Annotated in this window: 10 protein-coding genes; 8 read left to right on the forward strand and 2 right to left on the reverse strand. The window is 55.5% G+C overall.

Annotated elements, in window-relative coordinates; translation table 11 throughout:
• Positions 1–17 precede the first annotated feature (17 nt).
• Positions 18–2381 (forward strand): glycoside hydrolase family 95 protein, encoded by a 2364-nt coding sequence (locus AC0LWT_RS05410; RefSeq protein ID WP_474680187.1) that lies wholly within the window; start codon positions 18–20, stop codon positions 2379–2381.
• 880 nt (positions 2382–3261) lie between these two features.
• On the opposite strand, the gene AC0LWT_RS05415 is transcribed toward AC0LWT_RS05410, so the two are convergent.
• Positions 3262–4116 carry a nucleoside hydrolase gene (locus AC0LWT_RS05415; protein WP_474680188.1) on the reverse strand — a complete coding sequence of 285 codons (855 nt, stop codon included), beginning with the start codon at positions 4114–4116 and terminating at the stop codon, positions 3262–3264.
• A 268-nt stretch (positions 4117–4384) separates the two neighbouring features.
• Here AC0LWT_RS05415 and AC0LWT_RS05420 point away from each other — a divergent pair, with 268 nt between their 5' ends.
• Positions 4385–5485 carry an FAD-dependent monooxygenase gene (locus AC0LWT_RS05420; RefSeq protein ID WP_474680189.1) on the forward strand — a complete coding sequence of 367 codons (1101 nt, stop codon included), beginning with the start codon at positions 4385–4387 and terminating at the stop codon, positions 5483–5485.
• A gap of 416 nt (positions 5486–5901) precedes the next feature.
• Here AC0LWT_RS05420 and AC0LWT_RS05425 read toward each other — a convergent pair whose 3' ends face one another.
• The gene (locus AC0LWT_RS05425) at positions 5902–6351 is read right to left on the reverse strand and encodes a MerR family transcriptional regulator (protein WP_474680190.1); all 450 of its coding nucleotides are present in this window, start codon (positions 6349–6351) and stop codon (positions 5902–5904) included.
• Positions 6352–6523: 172 nt separating this feature from the next.
• On the opposite strand from AC0LWT_RS05425, the gene AC0LWT_RS05430 reads away from it, so the two are divergent.
• The 6 genes from AC0LWT_RS05430 to AC0LWT_RS05455 all read left to right on the forward strand — a co-directional run bounded on the left by AC0LWT_RS05430 (position 6524) and on the right by AC0LWT_RS05455 (position 17634).
• On the forward strand, positions 6524–7375 hold the full coding sequence (locus tag AC0LWT_RS05430; protein WP_474680191.1) for an aldo/keto reductase: 852 nt from the start codon (positions 6524–6526) through the stop codon (positions 7373–7375).
• 1369 nt (positions 7376–8744) lie between these two features.
• Positions 8745–9836 (forward strand): Gfo/Idh/MocA family protein, encoded by a 1092-nt coding sequence (locus AC0LWT_RS05435; protein ID WP_474680192.1) that lies wholly within the window; start codon positions 8745–8747, stop codon positions 9834–9836.
• Complete coding sequence (locus AC0LWT_RS05440) at positions 9833–10711, forward strand: sugar phosphate isomerase/epimerase family protein (protein WP_474680193.1); 879 nt, start codon at positions 9833–9835, stop codon at positions 10709–10711. The genes AC0LWT_RS05435 and AC0LWT_RS05440 overlap by 4 nt, the downstream gene beginning before the upstream one ends.
• Entirely contained in the window at positions 10701–12401 is a 1701-nt protein-coding gene (locus AC0LWT_RS05445) for a hypothetical protein (protein ID WP_474680194.1), read from the forward strand. The genes AC0LWT_RS05440 and AC0LWT_RS05445 overlap by 11 nt, the downstream gene beginning before the upstream one ends.
• Before the next feature lie 20 nt (positions 12402–12421).
• Positions 12422–15517: a glycoside hydrolase family 2 protein gene (locus tag AC0LWT_RS05450; protein ID WP_474680195.1), complete on the forward strand. Its 3096-nt coding sequence runs from the start codon at positions 12422–12424 to the stop codon at positions 15515–15517.
• Entirely contained in the window at positions 15472–17634 is a 2163-nt protein-coding gene (locus AC0LWT_RS05455; protein WP_474680196.1) for a hypothetical protein, read from the forward strand. The genes AC0LWT_RS05450 and AC0LWT_RS05455 overlap by 46 nt, the downstream gene beginning before the upstream one ends.
• Positions 17635–17696: the final 62 nt, after the last annotated feature.

A 17696-nucleotide genomic window follows, 5' to 3' on the forward strand; every position in this document is an offset into this window, starting at 1 on the left:
GAAAAGGAGCGATGTTAATGGAACATTGGTGGAAATCCCCCCGCAGCATGAAGCTGTGGTATGAAAAGCCGGCCAAAGCGTGGACCGAAGCGCTGCCGATCGGCAACGGGCGGCTCGGCGCCATGATTTTCGGCAAAGTCAATCACGAAAGGCTGCAATTGAACGAAGATTCGGTCTGGTACGGCGGGCCTGTCGAAGGGGACAATCCGGAGGGTTTGCGCTATTTTCCTGAAGTGCGCCGGCTGCTGATGAAAGGCAAGCAGATCGAAGCGGAAGAGCTGGCGCAGGCAGGGATGATGTCGATTCCCAAATCGCTGCATCCGTACCAGCCGCTCGGGGATTTTCAAATTTACCACGATGGCGAAAAAAAGATGATTTCCAATTATTACAGAGATTTGGATATCGAGCAGGGGCTCGCCCATGTCAGCTATTGTCTGAACGACGTCCGGCATGTGCGGGAACTGCTCAGCAGCGCGGTCGATCAGGTGATGGCCGTGCGGATTACGTGCGACCGGCCGGGCAAGTTGAACTTGCGCATGCATTTGAGCCGCAGGCCGTTTGACGAAGGCACGCAAAAGATCGCGAGCGATACGCTCGTGATGAGCGGAGTGAACGGCAGGGACGGAGTCGCCTACTGCGCTGCGGTAAAAGCCGTTCCGGACGGCGGGTCGGTGAATGCGATCGGCGATTTTCTGACCGTTGAAGCCGAGGCCGTAACGATTTATATCGCGGCGGCGACCTCATTCCGGCATGCCGATCCGAAAGCGGAATGCGTCCGGCAGTTGGAGCAAGCTGCGGGCAAAGGTTACGAACGGGTGAAGCAGGACCACGTAGCGGATCATGCCGCCAAGCTGCGGCGCGTGCAGTTGGAGCTCGGCGGGGCCGAGGAGACGGCCGGCGAAGCCGGAGCGCTGCCGACCGATGCCCGGCTTGCACGGTTCCGGGAAGGCGGCCGGGACCCGGGGCTCATCGCCCTTTATTTTCAATACGGCCGCTATTTGCTTATGGCTTCCTCCCGGCCCGGCTCCAATCCCGCGAACTTGCAGGGCATTTGGAACGAGAGCTTTACTCCGCCGTGGGAGTCCAAATACACGATCAATATCAATACGGAAATGAACTACTGGCACGCGGAAATGTGCAATTTGCCGGAATGCCATGAGCCGCTGTTCGATCTGATCGACCGCATGCGCGTGAACGGCAGGAAAACGGCGCAAAAAGTGTACGGCTGCCGGGGGTTCGTCGCGCACCACAATACCGATATGTGGGGGGCGACCCAAATCGAAGGCAATTTCATGCCTGGCTCGATATGGCCGATGGGGGCCGCGTGGCTTACCCTGCATCTTTGGGAGCATTACCGGTACGGCATGGACGAAAGCTTCCTGCGCGAACGGGCGTATCCCGCTATGAAGGAGGCGGCGGAGTTTTTCCTGGACTACTTGTTCGAGGACGAACAGGGGCGTCTCATCACGGGACCTTCCACCTCGCCCGAAAATAAATTCATCGGCGCCGACGGAAGCGTAGGCTGCCTGACCATAGGCCCTTCCATGGACACGCAGATTGTGTACACGTTGTTCAGCGCCTGCATCGAGGCTTCCGGCCTGCTGCAAACGGATGAAGCGGTCCGGGGCGAATGGGAACGCGTGTTGCGCAAGCTGCCTCCGCCGCAAATCGGCAAATACGGGCAGTTGCAGGAGTGGGTGAAGGACTGGGACGAGGTGCATCCGGGCCACCGGCATATTTCTCACTTGTTCGCGCTGCATCCCGGCGAGATCATCCATGTGCGCCATACCCCGGAATGGGCGCAGGCGGCCAGGCGCACGTTGGAGCGCAGGCTGGAAGCCGGAAGCGGCCACACGGGCTGGAGCCGGGCCTGGATCGTCAACTTTTTCGCGCGGCTGGAGGAGGGGAACAAGTCTTACGAGCATCTGCGGGCGCTTCTGTCCAACTCGACATTGCCGAACATGTTCGACAACCATCCGCCGTTCCAAATCGACGGCAATTTCGGCGGTACGGCAGGCATCGCGGAGATGCTTCTGCAGTCGCACCGCGGGGAAATCACGCTGCTCCCGGCTCTGCCGGGGGACTGGCAGCAGGGCCGAATCAGCGGGCTGCGCGCCCGTGGCGGCTGCGGCGTCGACATCGAGTGGGCGGAAGGCCGGCTGACCCGCTGCGTCATCCGCGCGGCGAAAAGCCGGCCCTGCACAGTCGTTTGCAGACGGCCGCAGGCGCCGCTCGCGGTTGAATCGGACGGGATGCCGGTCGAAACCGCCATTGCGGGAGACTGCACGGTCACGTTCGAAGCCGTCGCAGGCAAAACCTACGTGCTGACGGCCAGCCGGCAAACACAGCTGGAAGCGGCAAACATGGCGACGAATATGTAGGCCGGGGGCCGGGACCGGAGCGCCTAGGCGTGTCGCCGGCAGGGCGGTCGGCCTGCGGCTGCGGTAGCGTGCTGGCGGACGCCGGGCTTTGCCCGCTGGGGCAGGCGTGCCCTGCAGGGGCGGTCGGCGCCTGCGGCTGCTGCAGCGCGCTGGCGTCCCGCCGGGCTTTGCCCGCTGGGGCGGGCGTGCCTCCGGCGACGCCGGACAGCCCGCTACGGTAGCGCGGACGTAAAAAGCCTGCAAAAGCGCATCTTTTTGCTCCTTTCCTGCACCTGCCCCGGTCTATTCCTGCAAAAGTGCAGGTTTTTCGCTCATATGCAGGGCTTAGGCCCGTTTTGATCGAAAATTCCTGCAAAATTGCAGGCATTTCCCAAAAACAGCCCATTTCCATGGCCAAAGCCTGCACAATTGCAGGTTTTTTGAGCTGCCGGCCGAACAGCAAGGGTCCGTGCCGACTTTTGCAGCGAAAACAAACACCTGGATGGTCATTCCACCGTTAAACGCCCCTAAGTAGCTTCACCCTGCCCCTTTACCCCCTTCTACCCGCCAAAAGAATGCAACACCCAGCCACAGTCCGCTCATCCGCCAAGAGAAATTACCATGTCACTACCGCCGCTTCTACCGCCAAAAGAATGCAACACCCAGCCACTATCCGCTCATCCGCCAAGTGTTCGTAGAAAATATAATTTTAGATTGAAATTGTTGATCCTACTAAGTATTAAACTCACCCTAAAGTTAAGACAGCCGCAGTCTATGACTTGAAAAATAAAGTCTTAGACTGCGGCTGTTTTATTGCGCTAACATCTCCCGGTAGTTCAATCACCAGTAGTTATGACTTCAAAATTTTTTCCGCCAATGATCTACAAACCTTGACAGTAAATTACTGTTCCGCACTGAACAACTCCAGTTTGGCATACATATCTTCCAAAATAAACCTAACGTCGATATCTCGATATATCCGAATTCGTCTCTCCGTTTGATGATGGACATAGGTCATATCCGGAGATATGCGAGGTGCAGGCTTCAAATCATAATCATAAGGCTGATCGTGCAGCAGCAATCCCACTGCTGGGGAATCACCCAACGTCCATACTTCCCCCCTTGGCCAACCCGGATTGTTTGCCCATTTTTGATTTGTCTCCAGCAATTGGCGATATAAATATTGACCAATGGCGCCGCATCGCTCCACTCTAGACTTTAATTCCGCGATACTGACTCTCATCTTTGCGTATACATTTCTAGGAATTTGCCACAACGGGATCGGAGAACTGAGTACGACGTTCGCTGCGTGAATATCGTTCCCTAAATTAAATTCCTCTCCACCATTTGGCCAAGCTCCTCCTCCAATCCATACCGCTGTCAAGCGATCGGCAATCGCCGGATTCATTAGATAAGCCGCTGCTAAATCTGTGATGGTTCCTAGGAAAATCACGAACAAAGGCCTTTGATCATCGGACATAGCTTCTCGTACAATTAACTCAGCACCCTCTGATGAGACCGGAGTCCTTTCGTCTTGCATGGCACGTTCCGCCCCACAAAGAACAGGATATTCTCCCGACAAACCCATGAGTTTCAATAGAAGTTCTATTTCCTTCAAGCTGTCCAACATTGAGGTTTTACTTCTCTCCTGGCCGAAGTGGGCACCAATTAGGCCTTTGATGACGAACTGAGGCGTTAACAGCGAATGAACGATAGCATATTGGTCGTCCGCTTCGTTTTTAGCATCACTGTTCACGATCAAACGGATCTTTTTGGCATCCGGTACATCGATTGCACGTTTCCTACTAAGGTTTCATGAGCGATTAGAGCAAGAACTCTCTACTTATTCAGTGCTTGACGGATCATATAATAGGTTGAAAATGGTGTCTGGCCCCGCATGAGCTGTTAATATTCAGTATATAAAGCTATTTTATTCTATACAATGTCATTAAAAATATGGTGGATCATAAATAAATTTACGAAATCTAGTGAACACGAATACAACCATCACGGGAGGATCGAAAATGAAAAAAAATATCCTAGTTAGCGGGGCGAGTTTCGCCGGCCTCTCAACGGCCTACTGGATGAAGAAGTTGGGCTGTAACGTGACCGTTGTTGAGATCGCCGAAGGTCTCAAAAAAGGCGGCACGCCTGTAAATATCCGCGGAAATACCGTCGACATCGTGAAACGTATGGGGCTGCTCGACCAAATCCAGTCGAACAAAATAGACATGGAAGTGATGGAATTCAAAAATTCCGATGATGTCACTGAAAGATTGGCATTCCGTGAGTGGCTCGCAGAAGATGAATATGAAATCGAGCGAAATGTATTGCTGAATATCATGTTCGAGGCTGTCAAAGATGATGTCGAGTTTATTTTCGGAGATAGCATAACGTCGTTGAAGGAAGAAAGTAACGGCGTCGACGTAGCTTTCAAAGGGGGGCAAAAGCGCTCGTTTGACCTGGTATTCGGTTGCGATGGTATTCATTCGGCTGTCAGAAAATATGGCTTCGGCGAGGAAGCGGAATTTTCGCATTTCCTTAAAACTTATTTTTCTATCACGATCGTGGATAAGTTGTTGATCCGGGAGAATACGACACAGATGTACAACGAGCCGGGAAAGGCGGTCATGCTGAACGCCTACAACAATAAAACCGATATCGTCCTCTTCTTTTCTTCGGAGAAGGAAATCCCTTACGACTACCGAAACGAAGAACAGCAGCGGAATATAACTTTGAATCAGTTTTCCGGAGTAGGCTGGCGAACGCCGGAATTGCTGGAAGAAGTGAAGAACTCGAAAACTTTTTACTTTGACAAGCTGTGCCAAATGAAAATGCCGTCGTGGACAAAAGGCAGGGTAGCGCTAGTCGGTGATGCAGGATACTGCGCCTCTCCGGCTGCTGGCATGGGTGGATCACTCGCAATAGATGGGGCGGCCGCCTTGGCTGATGCTTTCCAAAAATGCCATAGTAATTTTGAACTTGCGTTCCAAGAATACAATAAGAGTTTCCGTCCTTTCATCGAGGAAGTGCAGGCAAACGCGGCAATATTTGTAGATTTTCTTGTCCCACGAACTGAAGAAGCCATTCGCGAAAGAAATTCGCAAGCAGGGAACGATCTGTAGAATAATGAGAGGATATCATTTTGAAGGTGTTTTTACATTGACAAAATGTTTTATTATCTGTTAGATACCGATTCATAAATGTCGGACCCAAGCAAAGGTACAGTATCTCGTTTCGTTCCCGTGCCGTGGAACAAGCGCTTGGCTCCACTGCCGCGCACAGTGCCCGGATGCAGGAAGCGCCCTCTAGCACCGTTCAGCGGAAAGCGTCACACGACACCAACCTGAGTAGAGATCGGAGGAGGTGCCTCACCTCCTTTCTCCTTGGTGTAACATTTTAAGGTCTGTGAGAGAGTTAGCAAAAAGTTTTCAACGTTACTTATGATAAGGTTCACCTGAATCTTGTTCATTGCCAAGCCAATCAGGAGTTTTAAACCGAAAATTTTCTTCAGAGCGGTTGATGTGCTCACGAATATCTCTCACGCCTTCCGAACAGAGGGCGAGTAAAATACGTCAGAATGCAAATGCTGAATTTTGTCCCAGTTGCCGGGATTGGTCGTGTCTGGAGAGCGGTGCTCCAGAATGGCCTGATATAGGGCGGTTTTTTGTTCCAAATGGGCAACGTGCCGTTTGGCTTCTTCGAGCTTAACGAGCGCGGCTTCTTTATGCTCCATCATGAGTGTGCAGCGTTGCGGAATGGTCGAATCCCCTTCGAGACAGAGATCGACGTACATTTTAATGACTTCAATCGGCATCCCGGATTGCTTGAGGCATTTGACGCCATGCAGCCAGTTGATCGATTCTTCGTCGAACATCCGAATGTTGTTTTGATTGCGCTGTACGCTTGGCACCAGGCCTTTATCCGTGTAAAAGCGCACGGCGTGCTCGGTGAGTCCCGTTATCTGGGCGGCTTCTTTGACCGTATGCATGTAAATCCTCCTTGGAAAATAAATTTTTGAAGACGGCTTGACTTCGTGTAACACGAAGGTTCTAAGCTTATTGTAATGCAAATCAGCCGTAAGCGGAATCCCCGCTGCAGTGCCCGATTCCCGGGATATGCGCCGTTTGCTGTTATACATTTGAACACTGGGAGGAGTTACAATGCAAACCGTAACATTGAACAACGGAGTGAAAATGCCGATCATCGGCTTCGGTGTCTACCAGATTCCCGATGCTGAAGAATGCGAGAACGCGGTATATGAAGCGCTGATGGCCGGTTACCGTCTGATCGACACAGCCGCCGGTTATCTGAATGAGGAAGCGGTCGGACGCGCGATCAAGCGCAGCGGCGTACCGCGTGAGGAGCTGTTCATCACGACCAAGCTCTGGGTTCAGGATGCCGGCTACGAAAGTGCCAAGCTGGCGTTCGCCAAATCCTCGAAGAAGCTGCAGCTCGACTATCTCGATCTATACCTTATTCACCAGCCGTTCGGCGATTACTACGGCGCTTGGCGTGCGATGGAAGACCTGTACCGCGAAGGCAAGATCAAGGCAATCGGTGTCAGCAACTTCCTGCCCGACCGTCTGATGGACCTCATCGTGCATAACGAAATCGTGCCCGCCGTCAACCAGATCGAAACGCACCCGTTCTACCAGCAGACTGAGAGCGCCGCTTTTATGAAAGAGCAGGGAGTTCAACACCAGTCGTGGGCGCCGTTCGCTGAAGGACTTAACGACATGTTCGGCAACGAAGTGCTGGCCTCGATCGCAGAAAAACACAATAAGTCCGTCGCCCAGGTCGTGTTGCGCTGGCTTGTTCAGCGTGAAGTCGTTGTAATTCCAAAATCGGTGAGAAAAGAGCGGATCGTCGAAAACTTCGACATTTTCGATTTTGAGTTGAGCGCGGACGATATCGAACAAATTTCCGCCCTCGATACGCGGGAAAGTCTTTTCTTATCCTACCACGATCCGAAATTCGCCAAGATGCTGGGCACCTTGAGAGTCGATCTGTAAACCTTGATCGAACTGTAAACTCATCACGCGTTTATCCTTATCTATTAAGAAAGGACAGGACAGGGCGGGCGCCCCTGTCCTGTCCTTTCTTTACTTGAATTGCAAATTCTAAGAATAATAAAACTGCTGCTACCGGTGTAACGAAATCTATACTCCCACCAATACAGGTAGCACACAGAACCACCGAGACCTCCATAACTATCCTGCCCGTTAGCGTAACGATGTCACTCGTTGCTTCTACCGCCAAAAGAGTGCAGCACCCAGCCACTATCCGCTCTTCCGCTGTAAACGTCAAACAGCCCCATCTTGTTATCAAGATGAGGGCTAATTAGGTTTGGAAACACGCGGTACTAAGCGAATTGGCGGCGACCGCGGCAGCAGCTTGTCCGATGCTTCCGGATACGCTAACTATGGAATTTTGATCAGCTGCTCTATAAATGCCCAAAGAAGTTTACCTAACGTTCTCCTGCCTTAATAAGAAAGAAATGAGGAATTATTGATTTTTCTTTGTTGTATTATTTTTCTCGATATATATCCAAGTATAGTATACTGCCCAAAATACGAACAAAATGAGTAGTGTAAACGGTTTTAACTTTTGAGGTAAATAAATTGCGAGAACTAGTGCAGTGATCAAAAAGGGAGGCAGAAGAATCCAATATTTTTTACGGTGCATAAATTTCTCCCGTCATTTCATATTTACCAGTATTTTACCACATTCAGAAAGTTCAAACTGCATCTCCCGGCGTAGATCGTGGAACTGCGCAACTAGGCAGGAAGCAGCTTGATGAGGAGAAAACCTGCAAAAGTGCAGGTTTTTCTTGCAAAATTGGTTTATTTTGGCGAAATGCCTGCAAAAGTGCAGGAATTTTCGCTGAAAGTGAATCTGAGCCCATTTGTTCAGTGAAAAGCCTGTACAATTGCAGGAATTTTTCGCTGCCAGCAATCGAGGACGCAAATTCATGTATTTTTGCAGGTTTTCTTCGTGCTGACAGGCACATTGTGGCTATCGTCTCAGACGCAGGGGTTTTTCAACATACTTGTACGGATTGTACCCCCATCGGCTATAAAAGGCCAACGGGGGTTCTCTGTGCTTGGATCGGGTCGAGAACTAGGCATCCGGCCGCAGCGCGGGCCTGGACAAGGCGGACGCGCCGTTCCGCCGAAAGAGTGCGGCGTCCGGCCGCCGGCGCGCCCCTCGACAAAGCGGGAGCGGCCCGGGCGCGGGCGTGGAAGAGACCGGTGCCCACGCTGCGGCAAGCGGCAAAACAGGGAGGATTCATCGTGGTTGAATCCTCCCTACAAAAAAGCATGAACAGCCTATAAATGTTTTTTTGTACTAGTGTAATGTTAGGGATAAAGAGGTGGGACTATGGAGTTTATCAGACCGGAAGATTATTTGCCCGGCAAGAAGCGCATTGCGGATGTGAACAAATACGGAATCGGCTTGATCGGCTGCGGCAGCATCGCCAATTCGGCGCATTTGCCAGCCTATCGCAAGTACGGCCTGACGATTGCCGCGTGCTGCGATGTGAACGAGGAGGCGGCGCGGGCTACCGCCGCGAAATTTGACATTCCTTTTTGGACTACGGATGTCGGTGAGCTGCTGGCGCGGGAGGAAGTGGGCGTGATCGACTTGGCGATTCACCCCGAACCGCGGCTGGACGTGCTCAAACTGATCGGCGAGTCTCCGCGCCCGGTTTTATGCCAAAAGCCGCTCGCGCTCGATCTGGCGCATGCCGCGCTGCTCGGCCGGGAAGCCGCCCGGCTGGGCATCGTGCTCGGCGTGAACCAGCAGGCCCGCTGGGCTCCGGCGCACAGGGCGCTGAAAAAGGCGCTGGAGCAGGATCTCATCGGCGAAGTATACAGCATTCATCACTATATGCGTTCGTTCCAGGATCAGGCCGGCTGGTGGTGGACGAACATGAGCAATTTCAACATCGTCGACCACGGCGTTCATTATGTGGACCTGTGCCGTTATTTCAATCCTTACCCGGAAGAATGGTCCAGGGTGCACTGCACGACAGCGCAGTTGAACCGGCAAAACGCGGTGGATCCGCTGATTTATGCGGCGAACGTGGAGTTCGGCCCGAAAGGCGGGCGGAACCCGCTGATGGCTTCGCTGCATTTTAACAATATCGTAAAAGCAAGCCGTTCCCACAGCAACACCTGGTGGATCGACGGCACGGAGGGCAGCCTCTGGTGTACGCAGGATGCGCTGTATATGGCGCTGAACAAGCACAAAAACGTCGTGCACGAAATCAAGCTGAAAGGCTCCTGGTTTCCGGACGCTTTTGCCGGATCGATGCTCGCTTTTATGACCGCTTTGGAGGAGGGACAGCTGCCGCCGGTCACGGCGGAGGATAACTTGCAGACGGTGGCCATGACGGCGGCGATGGTCGTTTCGAGCCGGGAAGGCTGCACGGTGGAAAGAGCGGATGTGCTGAAAGGAAGAGGTTTATGATGAACAAACTCGGGTTTATGAGTTATGTATATATGGGCTGGAGCGCGGAAGCGATGGCTGAAGACGCGGTCAGGCACGGCATGGTTTACGTGCAGTTCGATCCGAAGCAAGCGGTGCGGGTGATGGACGATGAGCCGCTGTCGCCCGTCCGGGCCGGCAAAATCCGCTCTATTTTCGAAAGCAGGGGCATCTCCGTCATCGGTTTGTCGGGCTATACGAATATGATGAACCCCAATTTGCAGAAAAGGGAAGCAAAGCTGGAACAGCTCGAAAAGATGATCGACCTATGTTCCGCATACGGAACCGGGTATATCGCGACGGAGACGGGAAGTCTTCATCCGACCAACGCCTGGCGCGATTTCTCCGGGAACCGGACGCCGGAAGCATGGGAGCAGCTGGTTCAAACGGTTGAGCGTCTGCGGAACCGGGCGGTCAAAAGCGGCGCCGTCCTGCTGCTCGAAGGCTTCGTGCACAATGTCCTGGCCTCCGCGGAGCAGGCTGCCCGCATGGTGGAGCGGCTCGGGAGCGAAGGGCTGGCGCTCGTCATGGACCCGTTCAACTATTTGACGCAGGACGATTTGAACCGGCAGCCGGAGGCGATGGCGCATATGTTCGATTGCATCGGCCGCTTTTGCCCGATTGCCCACGCCAAAGACGCGCATTACGGGGAAGCGGGCTTCACTACCCCACGCGTAGGAGCGGGGCAGGCGGACTGGAACGTGTATGCGGCGCTGCTTGCCGGCCGTCTGCCGGACGTTCCGCTGATTCTCGAGCACGCCGGGCCGGAAGAGATTGCGGATTGCCTGTCCATTATTCGCAGCGCTTTTGACGGCGTCAAGGCAAGCGAGGAAGTGAACAACGAAAGTGGCGCATAAACCGAAGCTTGGCATACAGGGCCCCGTCGCAGCCTGGCAGGACCCGTGGGCGGGGGACGCCTCGGAGCGGATCATGCGCACGGGGACGGGGAGCATTTGTCCTTCGCAGGATGCGAAGCCGGAGCCGGAAGCGTTTGTGAACGTTTTGCGCGAGTTGGGAGCGGACTTTTACGTGCACCATGTCATCCCGGCACGTGCCGCTCCGGCTGCTCCGTCCGATCCGTCCGCTCAGGCCGCACCAGGGAACGCGGAGCTGCTTGCGCATATGTCCGCAGCCGGCATGGACATTTGCCTCGGCAACGAATACGGCAACATTAACGGGCCTTGGGCGGAAGGCACCAACCGCTACGACCTGCCGGACGAGGCGATCGCCGAAGCGGCCGCCTCCGGGCGGTGCATCGGCCTGCTGTACGACGAGCCGGAGCATTTGCAAATCAATGCCGGACAGTACCGCAAAGACGGATGGTTCCCGCATTGGGGCGGCACGGACGGCCTGGATTTGCCGCAATCGCGCAGCCGGGTGGAGCAGGCGGCCGCCTCGCGCATCGCCCATGTCCGAAGCGTTGTAGAACGCGCCGGTTCTCCGGCCGCCTCCATGCCTTTAATATCGGAACACGTATTTCCGGTCATGTTTCACACTTTTGCCAGAGCGGGCATGGACATCTGCCCCAAAATCATGAAGGAATCGTTCCAATCCTTGCAGCTGTCCACCGCGCTCGGTGCGGCCAAACAGTACGATAGATCGCTCTGGATCTGCGCCGATTTGTGGGGGCCGGATACGGGGACATGGTTTACCCGGCTTCCCGGTTTTCCCGGCCATTCCCCGCAGGAGTTCGAATCGGCCCTGAAAATGGGCTATTTGATGGGACCGACCCATCTTTTCACCGAAAATATCGACGTCCTGCTGAGGCATACGCCAGACGGGTTCCAGGCGACGGAGTTCGGCGACGTATGGAGCCGGTTCGTCCGCGGCTTTATTCCCGCAAACCCGCTCGCTTGGCATCATGCGCAGGCGGAAGCGGATATCGCCGTTATTCACGCCGACGACAGCAATTACGGGCAAAACAGGCGGTTGTTCGGCAACCGCACGCCTGAAAATGATAGTGCTGAGAGCGCTTCCCGAAGCGTATTTCACATCTGGCATCTGCTCAGCCGGGGAGCGATACCCGCCCACGGCAGCTGCATGCATATTCCCGGCTACGACTTTCCGCGGCATCGGCTGAAGCGGGAAGTGCCCTTTGACCGGTTTCCGCTCGAACGCGGGTTTGCCGGAGCCGGCGAAAAACGGGTGCATCCGCTGTTTTACCCGGTGCGCAGCGTGCTGGCGTTCGACGATCAGGTGAACGCGGAAAAGCTCGGCCGGCCGAAATTGATCATCGTCGGCGGCTCCTCGCTTTCGCAGCGGACATTGTCGGCGGTCATCCGACAAGTCGAGGACGGCGCAGTCGTGGTGATCGCCGAATGGCTGCTGCCGGCGGACGGCGCTGCGAAGCTGAGAAGCAGCGGGGCGATAGGCTTCGGCCGGTGGATCGTCACGGACGATTTTTTAGCAGCGGCGGTGAGAGAGGCCGTCGAGCCGTTTTTGGGGGAAGAGCGCTGCTGGACGCAGCGTTTTGGAAATTCGGAAGTACGCATATATCCCGGAGACGAAGAAGGGTATACGCTTGATTTTGAAATTGCGACGGTTTGACGAAGAGGGTGGGGATCTGCTTGGAGCCAACGAAAAGTCTGGATCAGTTCGCGGAAATCGCGTTTCGCGAACATCCCGGAAATAAAGACGAACTGCGGGAAATCGTACCTGCAGCTTACGAGAAAACATATTTCGTCCCGGGGACGGAAAGGGCGAAGATCGCCGCCGGGCTTGCTTTTGAAGAACAAATGGCTCTTTTCCGCGAGGAAATGAAAGGGCTGCGCGACAAATACCGCCCGTATATGAGAAATTTGGCGTCGGCGCCATCTTCGGCCCGGGATCGGCAGGTTTGCAGCCAATTCCAATTTCGCTTTCAAACGCCGGAAGATGCCGACTTTACCCGCGTTTTGGAAGGAGAGGGAGTATGGGAAACGGTGACGATTCCCGATTTCCGCGGGCCGACCGGCGTAAACGGCAAATGGACGGGATTTTACCGCTGCGAATTTTCGCATCCGTCCCCTCCCGAAGACAAACGGGCATACCTCGTATTCAAGGGGGTGGATTATAAAACGACGGTCTATTTGAACCGCAAGTGCATCGGCAGCCATGAAGGCTTTTTCGCCCCGTTCGAATTCGACGTCACGGACTTTTTGCAGGAGCATAACGTTTTGGTCGTGGAAGTGCAGAACGATTATCCGATGATGGGCGTCGGGGGCACGAAGCTGGACGGCGACAAGCTGTATGCGGCGACAGGACCGGGCTGGAACGACCCTTACAGCGGCTGGAATCATTGTCCGCCAGGCGCTGGCATTTACAATGAGGTGTATTTGGAAGTGCGGCCGCAGTTGTTCATCCAGGATGTGTTCGTACGGCCGAACATCGACGGCGGGTCTGTGGAAGTGTGGATCGATGCGGTCAACACGACGAACCGGCTCATGGAGCAGGTGGATTTGCAGCTGGAAATTATGCCGAAAAATTTCGTCGGCCAGGGAGTCGGCCCCATTTCATTTCAAGCGGCTTACGCCGGGCCGGGCGTCAATTATTTCCGTTATAAGGTGGACTTCCCGGCCTTCCGGCTGTGGGAGCCGGAGTCGCCTTTGCTGTACGTCGCCCGAATCGAAATTATGAACGGTGCGGCGTGCGCGGACAGCCGGGACCGGACGTTCGGCATGAGAAAATTTCATATGGACGAAGAAGCCGAGCTGAAAGGGTCTTTGTATTTGAACAACCGTCCTATCCTATTAAGAGGCGCCAATGAAATGGGACATTTGCAGCAGTGCGTCATGAACCGCGATTTCGAGCAATTGATCGACGATATTTTGATCGCGAAGCTTGCGAATATGAATTTTTACCGTATCACCCAGCGACCGGTGCAAGAGGAAGTGTACGATTATTTCGATATGCTCGGCATGATGCATCAATGCGATCTTCCGACATTCGGCTTTATCCGCCGCAACCAGTTTGTCGAAGGGGTCAGGCAGGCGGCGGAGATGGAGCGGCTGATCCGCAGCCATCCGTCTTCGATCATGGTATCTCTAATTAACGAACCGTCCCGGACGGAAAAAAGAAGGAAAGGCCATCGCCATTTGCACAGAAACGAGCTGGAAGCTTTTTTCGTCGCCTCCAGACAGGCGATTTTCGTTGAAAATCCGGATCGTGTAGTCAAGAACGCGGAGGGGGACTACAATCCGCCTACCCGTGAAGGGTTGCCCGATTTTCATTGCTATAACATGTGGTATACAAACAATGTCATCTCCCTCGGGAGCATGTACAAAGGGTTTCTTCCTCCCGTCAGAGAGGGGTGGAAAGCGGGATGCGGGGAGTACGGCACCGAAGGGCTCGATCACGTGGAGCTGATGATGAGCCGCTATCCGCAGGAATGGCTGCCTGCCTCCGGGCAGGACGAATGGATGCCGGACAAAATCAACGGCGCCCAGACGTACAATCTTCACGGGGACTGGTTCGCCGAACGGCGCACGATCCGCGAGTGGGTCGAAGCCAGCCAGCGCCATCAATGCCTGGCGACGCAGCTGATGACGGACGCATGGCGCAGAAGGACGGACAGGGTCGTGTCGACGGCCATCCATCTGCTGATCGACGCATGGCCTGCCGGATGGATGAAAGCTCTCGTCGGTGTCGACCGGATTCCGAAGCCGGCGTATTTTACGTACAAAAGCTGCCTGGAGCCGGTGCGCGTCAATCTGCGGTGCGACCGGTGGAAAGTGTACGAAGGGGAAGCGATGGAAATCGAAGCGTGGCTCCTGAACGATACGGCCAAAGAATTCGGGCAGTGCCGGATCATCGCCACGCTGCGGGATGATGACAAAGACTATGGGCATTATGAAATAACGAGCCGTCTTCCTCAGGCAGCATCGCCATATGCGGGCACCATCCGTTTTACCGTGCCGCAGGTGCAGGGCAGGAAGCGCTTGTATATAGATGCGTGTTTGCTGGATGCGGAGGGGAACGCGCTGAACGCGGAACGGTTTGCTTTCGAGGCGTTCGCGCGGACACAACGCAGCGGGCCGCCGCAGCCGGCCGCCTTTCTCGATGCCGAGTCCGAGCGGCTGTGCTCGCTTCTGGATATGGCCGGACAGCCTTACGACGGTGCGTATGACGGTGCGGGACGGTCTGGCGGACCGCTAGTCGTGTCGTCTCCGGAAGCTTTCGCCCGCCATCGGGCCGCCATTCTCGATGAAGTGCGCAGCGGAGGCACTGCGCTGTGCATCCTGAAGCATGCCGACGGCGGCGTATGGGAGCTCGACGATACGCAGGTTCGCACGGCGAAATTTCGGGAAGTGTACGCATTGTCCGTCCACGCCGGGGATTCCCGCTTGCCGTGGGTGCAAGAGGGCGATTTTGCATATTTGTACAATGCCACGCATGACAAAATCGATGCGATCGCCAACAGCTGTTTGCAAGGAGACGGGATCGAACCGATTGTGTTCGCCTACCAGACGCAAGGCGAGCCTGACGCCGGCGGGAAGCGCAAGCTGCCGCTGGTCGGGATGAAGCGGGTGGGGCAAGGGCAGATGTTTTTCGTATGCTTGCCGCTATCCGGAAGAGTCGGGTTCAATCCGACGCTGGACGGTCTGTTGATATCATTGCTAAGCGGGAAAGGAGAGAGCGCATGTACGCCATTGTTAGCCGAAATGAGCAAAGACGAGCGGAAGTAACGGTAACGGACGAAGGCGCGCAGCTTATTTTGCGAAACGAAGGCGGGCGTACTCCTTTTTTCGCAGCCTATTTGCAGGATATGCTTGGCTGCTCTTCGGGCATACCGTGGCATTGGGACGGCGCCCGGCTTCAGGATGTGCGGGTCGGTGCGGAATCCGGCACGATCCGCATCGCCGGAGCGCTGGGGCCGCTGCATGTAACGCTCAGCCTGGTATTTGACGAGCGCGATCTTTTGCGCATGAACGTGTGCTGGGAAAACCGCACGGAGCACACCGTGAACGATGCCGCCGCAAGTATTGTGTTTGCATGGCCCAGGCGGGACAAGGAGATGTTTACGATCCCCCATATGATCTATAACAACAACCCTTCCTCCGATCCGGAACGCGTCGTTCCCAGGCTTGGAGAGGGGGCGGGCAAGGGTTTCATTTGCGAGGAACACCGCTTGCCGATCCCCTGCGTGAATGTGGAATGGACGGAGCGGGCGGAACAAACGGCGCAAGAGGCGCAAATGGCGCTGACGGCGCAGGCGGAGCCTGAGGATAGGGTTGCGGAAGCCCGCTATTTCTCGCTGTTTTCCATTCCCGCTTATGTGGAAACGTCCGAAGGAAGCGTCCGCTACGGCTCGCTCGGAGCGATCAGGGAGGAAAGCCGGTCCGCCGTGGCGGCTGCGAGCGGCGTACTGATGTTTAACGGCGAGAAGGACGCGCGCTACATCGGCAAAAACAAAACGGAGCCTTGCCCGGACGGTTATTTGGACTTTCCGCCTGGGTTCGCGCTGACCAAGGAATACGTGCTGGATTGGGGAACTGTTCCCCGATCCGGTCTCGCCTTCCGGGAAATCGTCCGCAAAGGCCGGGACATTTTTGCTCCCGCTGGGGCGAAGCCGCATGGGCTGGAAGAGTTGATCAGGCTGAAGACGAACGCGCTGGACGATCGGTGGCGGACGGATGCGAACGGGGCCGCAGGTTATGTGAAGTTCACGGATTCGAACGACTTCGGCAATATATCCAAACGTCCGCTGCACTATATGTACGGCTGGACCGGGCAATGCCTGAAGCTGGCCTGGTGCGACGCCAGGCTGGGCTTCGACGAAGGGCTGGAAGAGCGGATCGGCCGCTGCGGGCAGGCTGTCGACTTTTATTTGCGCGCTAGCCGGACCGCCGTTCCCGGCGTGCGGCACAGCGTTTACCGGCTGTCGGACGGAGGCTGGGACGACTTCAGCTGGAACAAGCGGCCGGCCGTTTCCAGCCGGGCTTTCGGTGAAACGATGGCCGATCTAGCGGAAATCGCGCTGCTGTTCCGGGAGGAGGGCCGGGACGTGCCTGTGTCCTGGCTGGACGCTTTGCGCGAAGCGGCCGAATTTTTCCTCGGAGGCGCGCTGGAGTCGGGCATTTACCCGTCCGCATGGCTGATGGACGGCAGGGCGGCGGAACCGGCGGTTACCGCAGCAGGCCTTCCTTGCGTGATCGCCTTGGCGAAAACCTGCCGGCTCACCGGGGAAGAGCCTTACCTGCAGCAAGCCGAAAGGGTGCTGCTGCGGTATTACGAACTTCACGCCGAGACGTTCGAACGGCCTTTTGCCCGTTCCACGCTCGACGCGAAGTGTGAGGATAAGGAAGCGGGCATGTACTTCTTCCTTGCCGCTTACGAACTGTTTCTGGCGACGGGCAGCCGGCGCTATCGGGAATGGGCCGAAATTTCCGCGGATTGGCTGCTCACGTACGTCTACATGTGGAATCCGGCGTTCGACCGGGGGACGGCGTTCAGGAACGCGGGCTTTTCCGCCGTCGGCTGGCCGGGCGTCAGCGTGCAAAACCATCATTTGGACGTATTTTTTCCGACCTTCGAACTGTCGCGCTTCGGGCGGCTGACCGGGAATCTGCAGTATGAGCAGTTGGGACGGACGATGCTTGACGCCATGGGGCAGGGCATTTGCACGAAACCGGGCGAGTGGGGATTTACGGTCGTCGGGGAGCAGGGGGAAGGCCTTTTTCAAACCGCCTGGAATCATCGGGGACACAGCAACAGATGGAACCCGTCCTGGGTCATTGCGCTCGTTCTGCAAAATGCGCTGCAATTCCGGCATGCGAATCGGGAAGGAGGGATGATCCTGTGATGAATGATACGGTGGCTGCGGCGGAATCTGTAAGCGTTTCCGGTAGTGCGCAGGCTTTTCTC

The sequence above is a fragment of the Paenibacillus sp. sgz302164 genome (assembly GCF_056120505.1).

Excerpts from the sequence above, each read along its gene's own strand:
- AC0LWT_RS05410 (WP_474680187.1), top strand. The coding sequence starts at position 18 with ATGGAACATTGGTGGAAATCCCCCCGCAGCATGAAGCTGTGGTATGAA.
- AC0LWT_RS05420 (WP_474680189.1), top strand. The coding sequence starts at position 4,385 with ATGAAAAAAAATATCCTAGTTAGCGGGGCGAGTTTCGCCGGCCTCTCA.
- AC0LWT_RS05425 (WP_474680190.1), bottom strand. The coding sequence starts at position 6,351 with ATGCATACGGTCAAAGAAGCCGCCCAGATAACGGGACTCACCGAGCAC.
- AC0LWT_RS05430 (WP_474680191.1), top strand. The coding sequence starts at position 6,524 with ATGCAAACCGTAACATTGAACAACGGAGTGAAAATGCCGATCATCGGC.
- AC0LWT_RS05435 (WP_474680192.1), top strand. The coding sequence starts at position 8,745 with ATGGAGTTTATCAGACCGGAAGATTATTTGCCCGGCAAGAAGCGCATT.
- AC0LWT_RS05440 (WP_474680193.1), top strand. The coding sequence starts at position 9,833 with ATGATGAACAAACTCGGGTTTATGAGTTATGTATATATGGGCTGGAGC.
- AC0LWT_RS05455 (WP_474680196.1), top strand. The coding sequence starts at position 15,472 with ATGTACGCCATTGTTAGCCGAAATGAGCAAAGACGAGCGGAAGTAACG.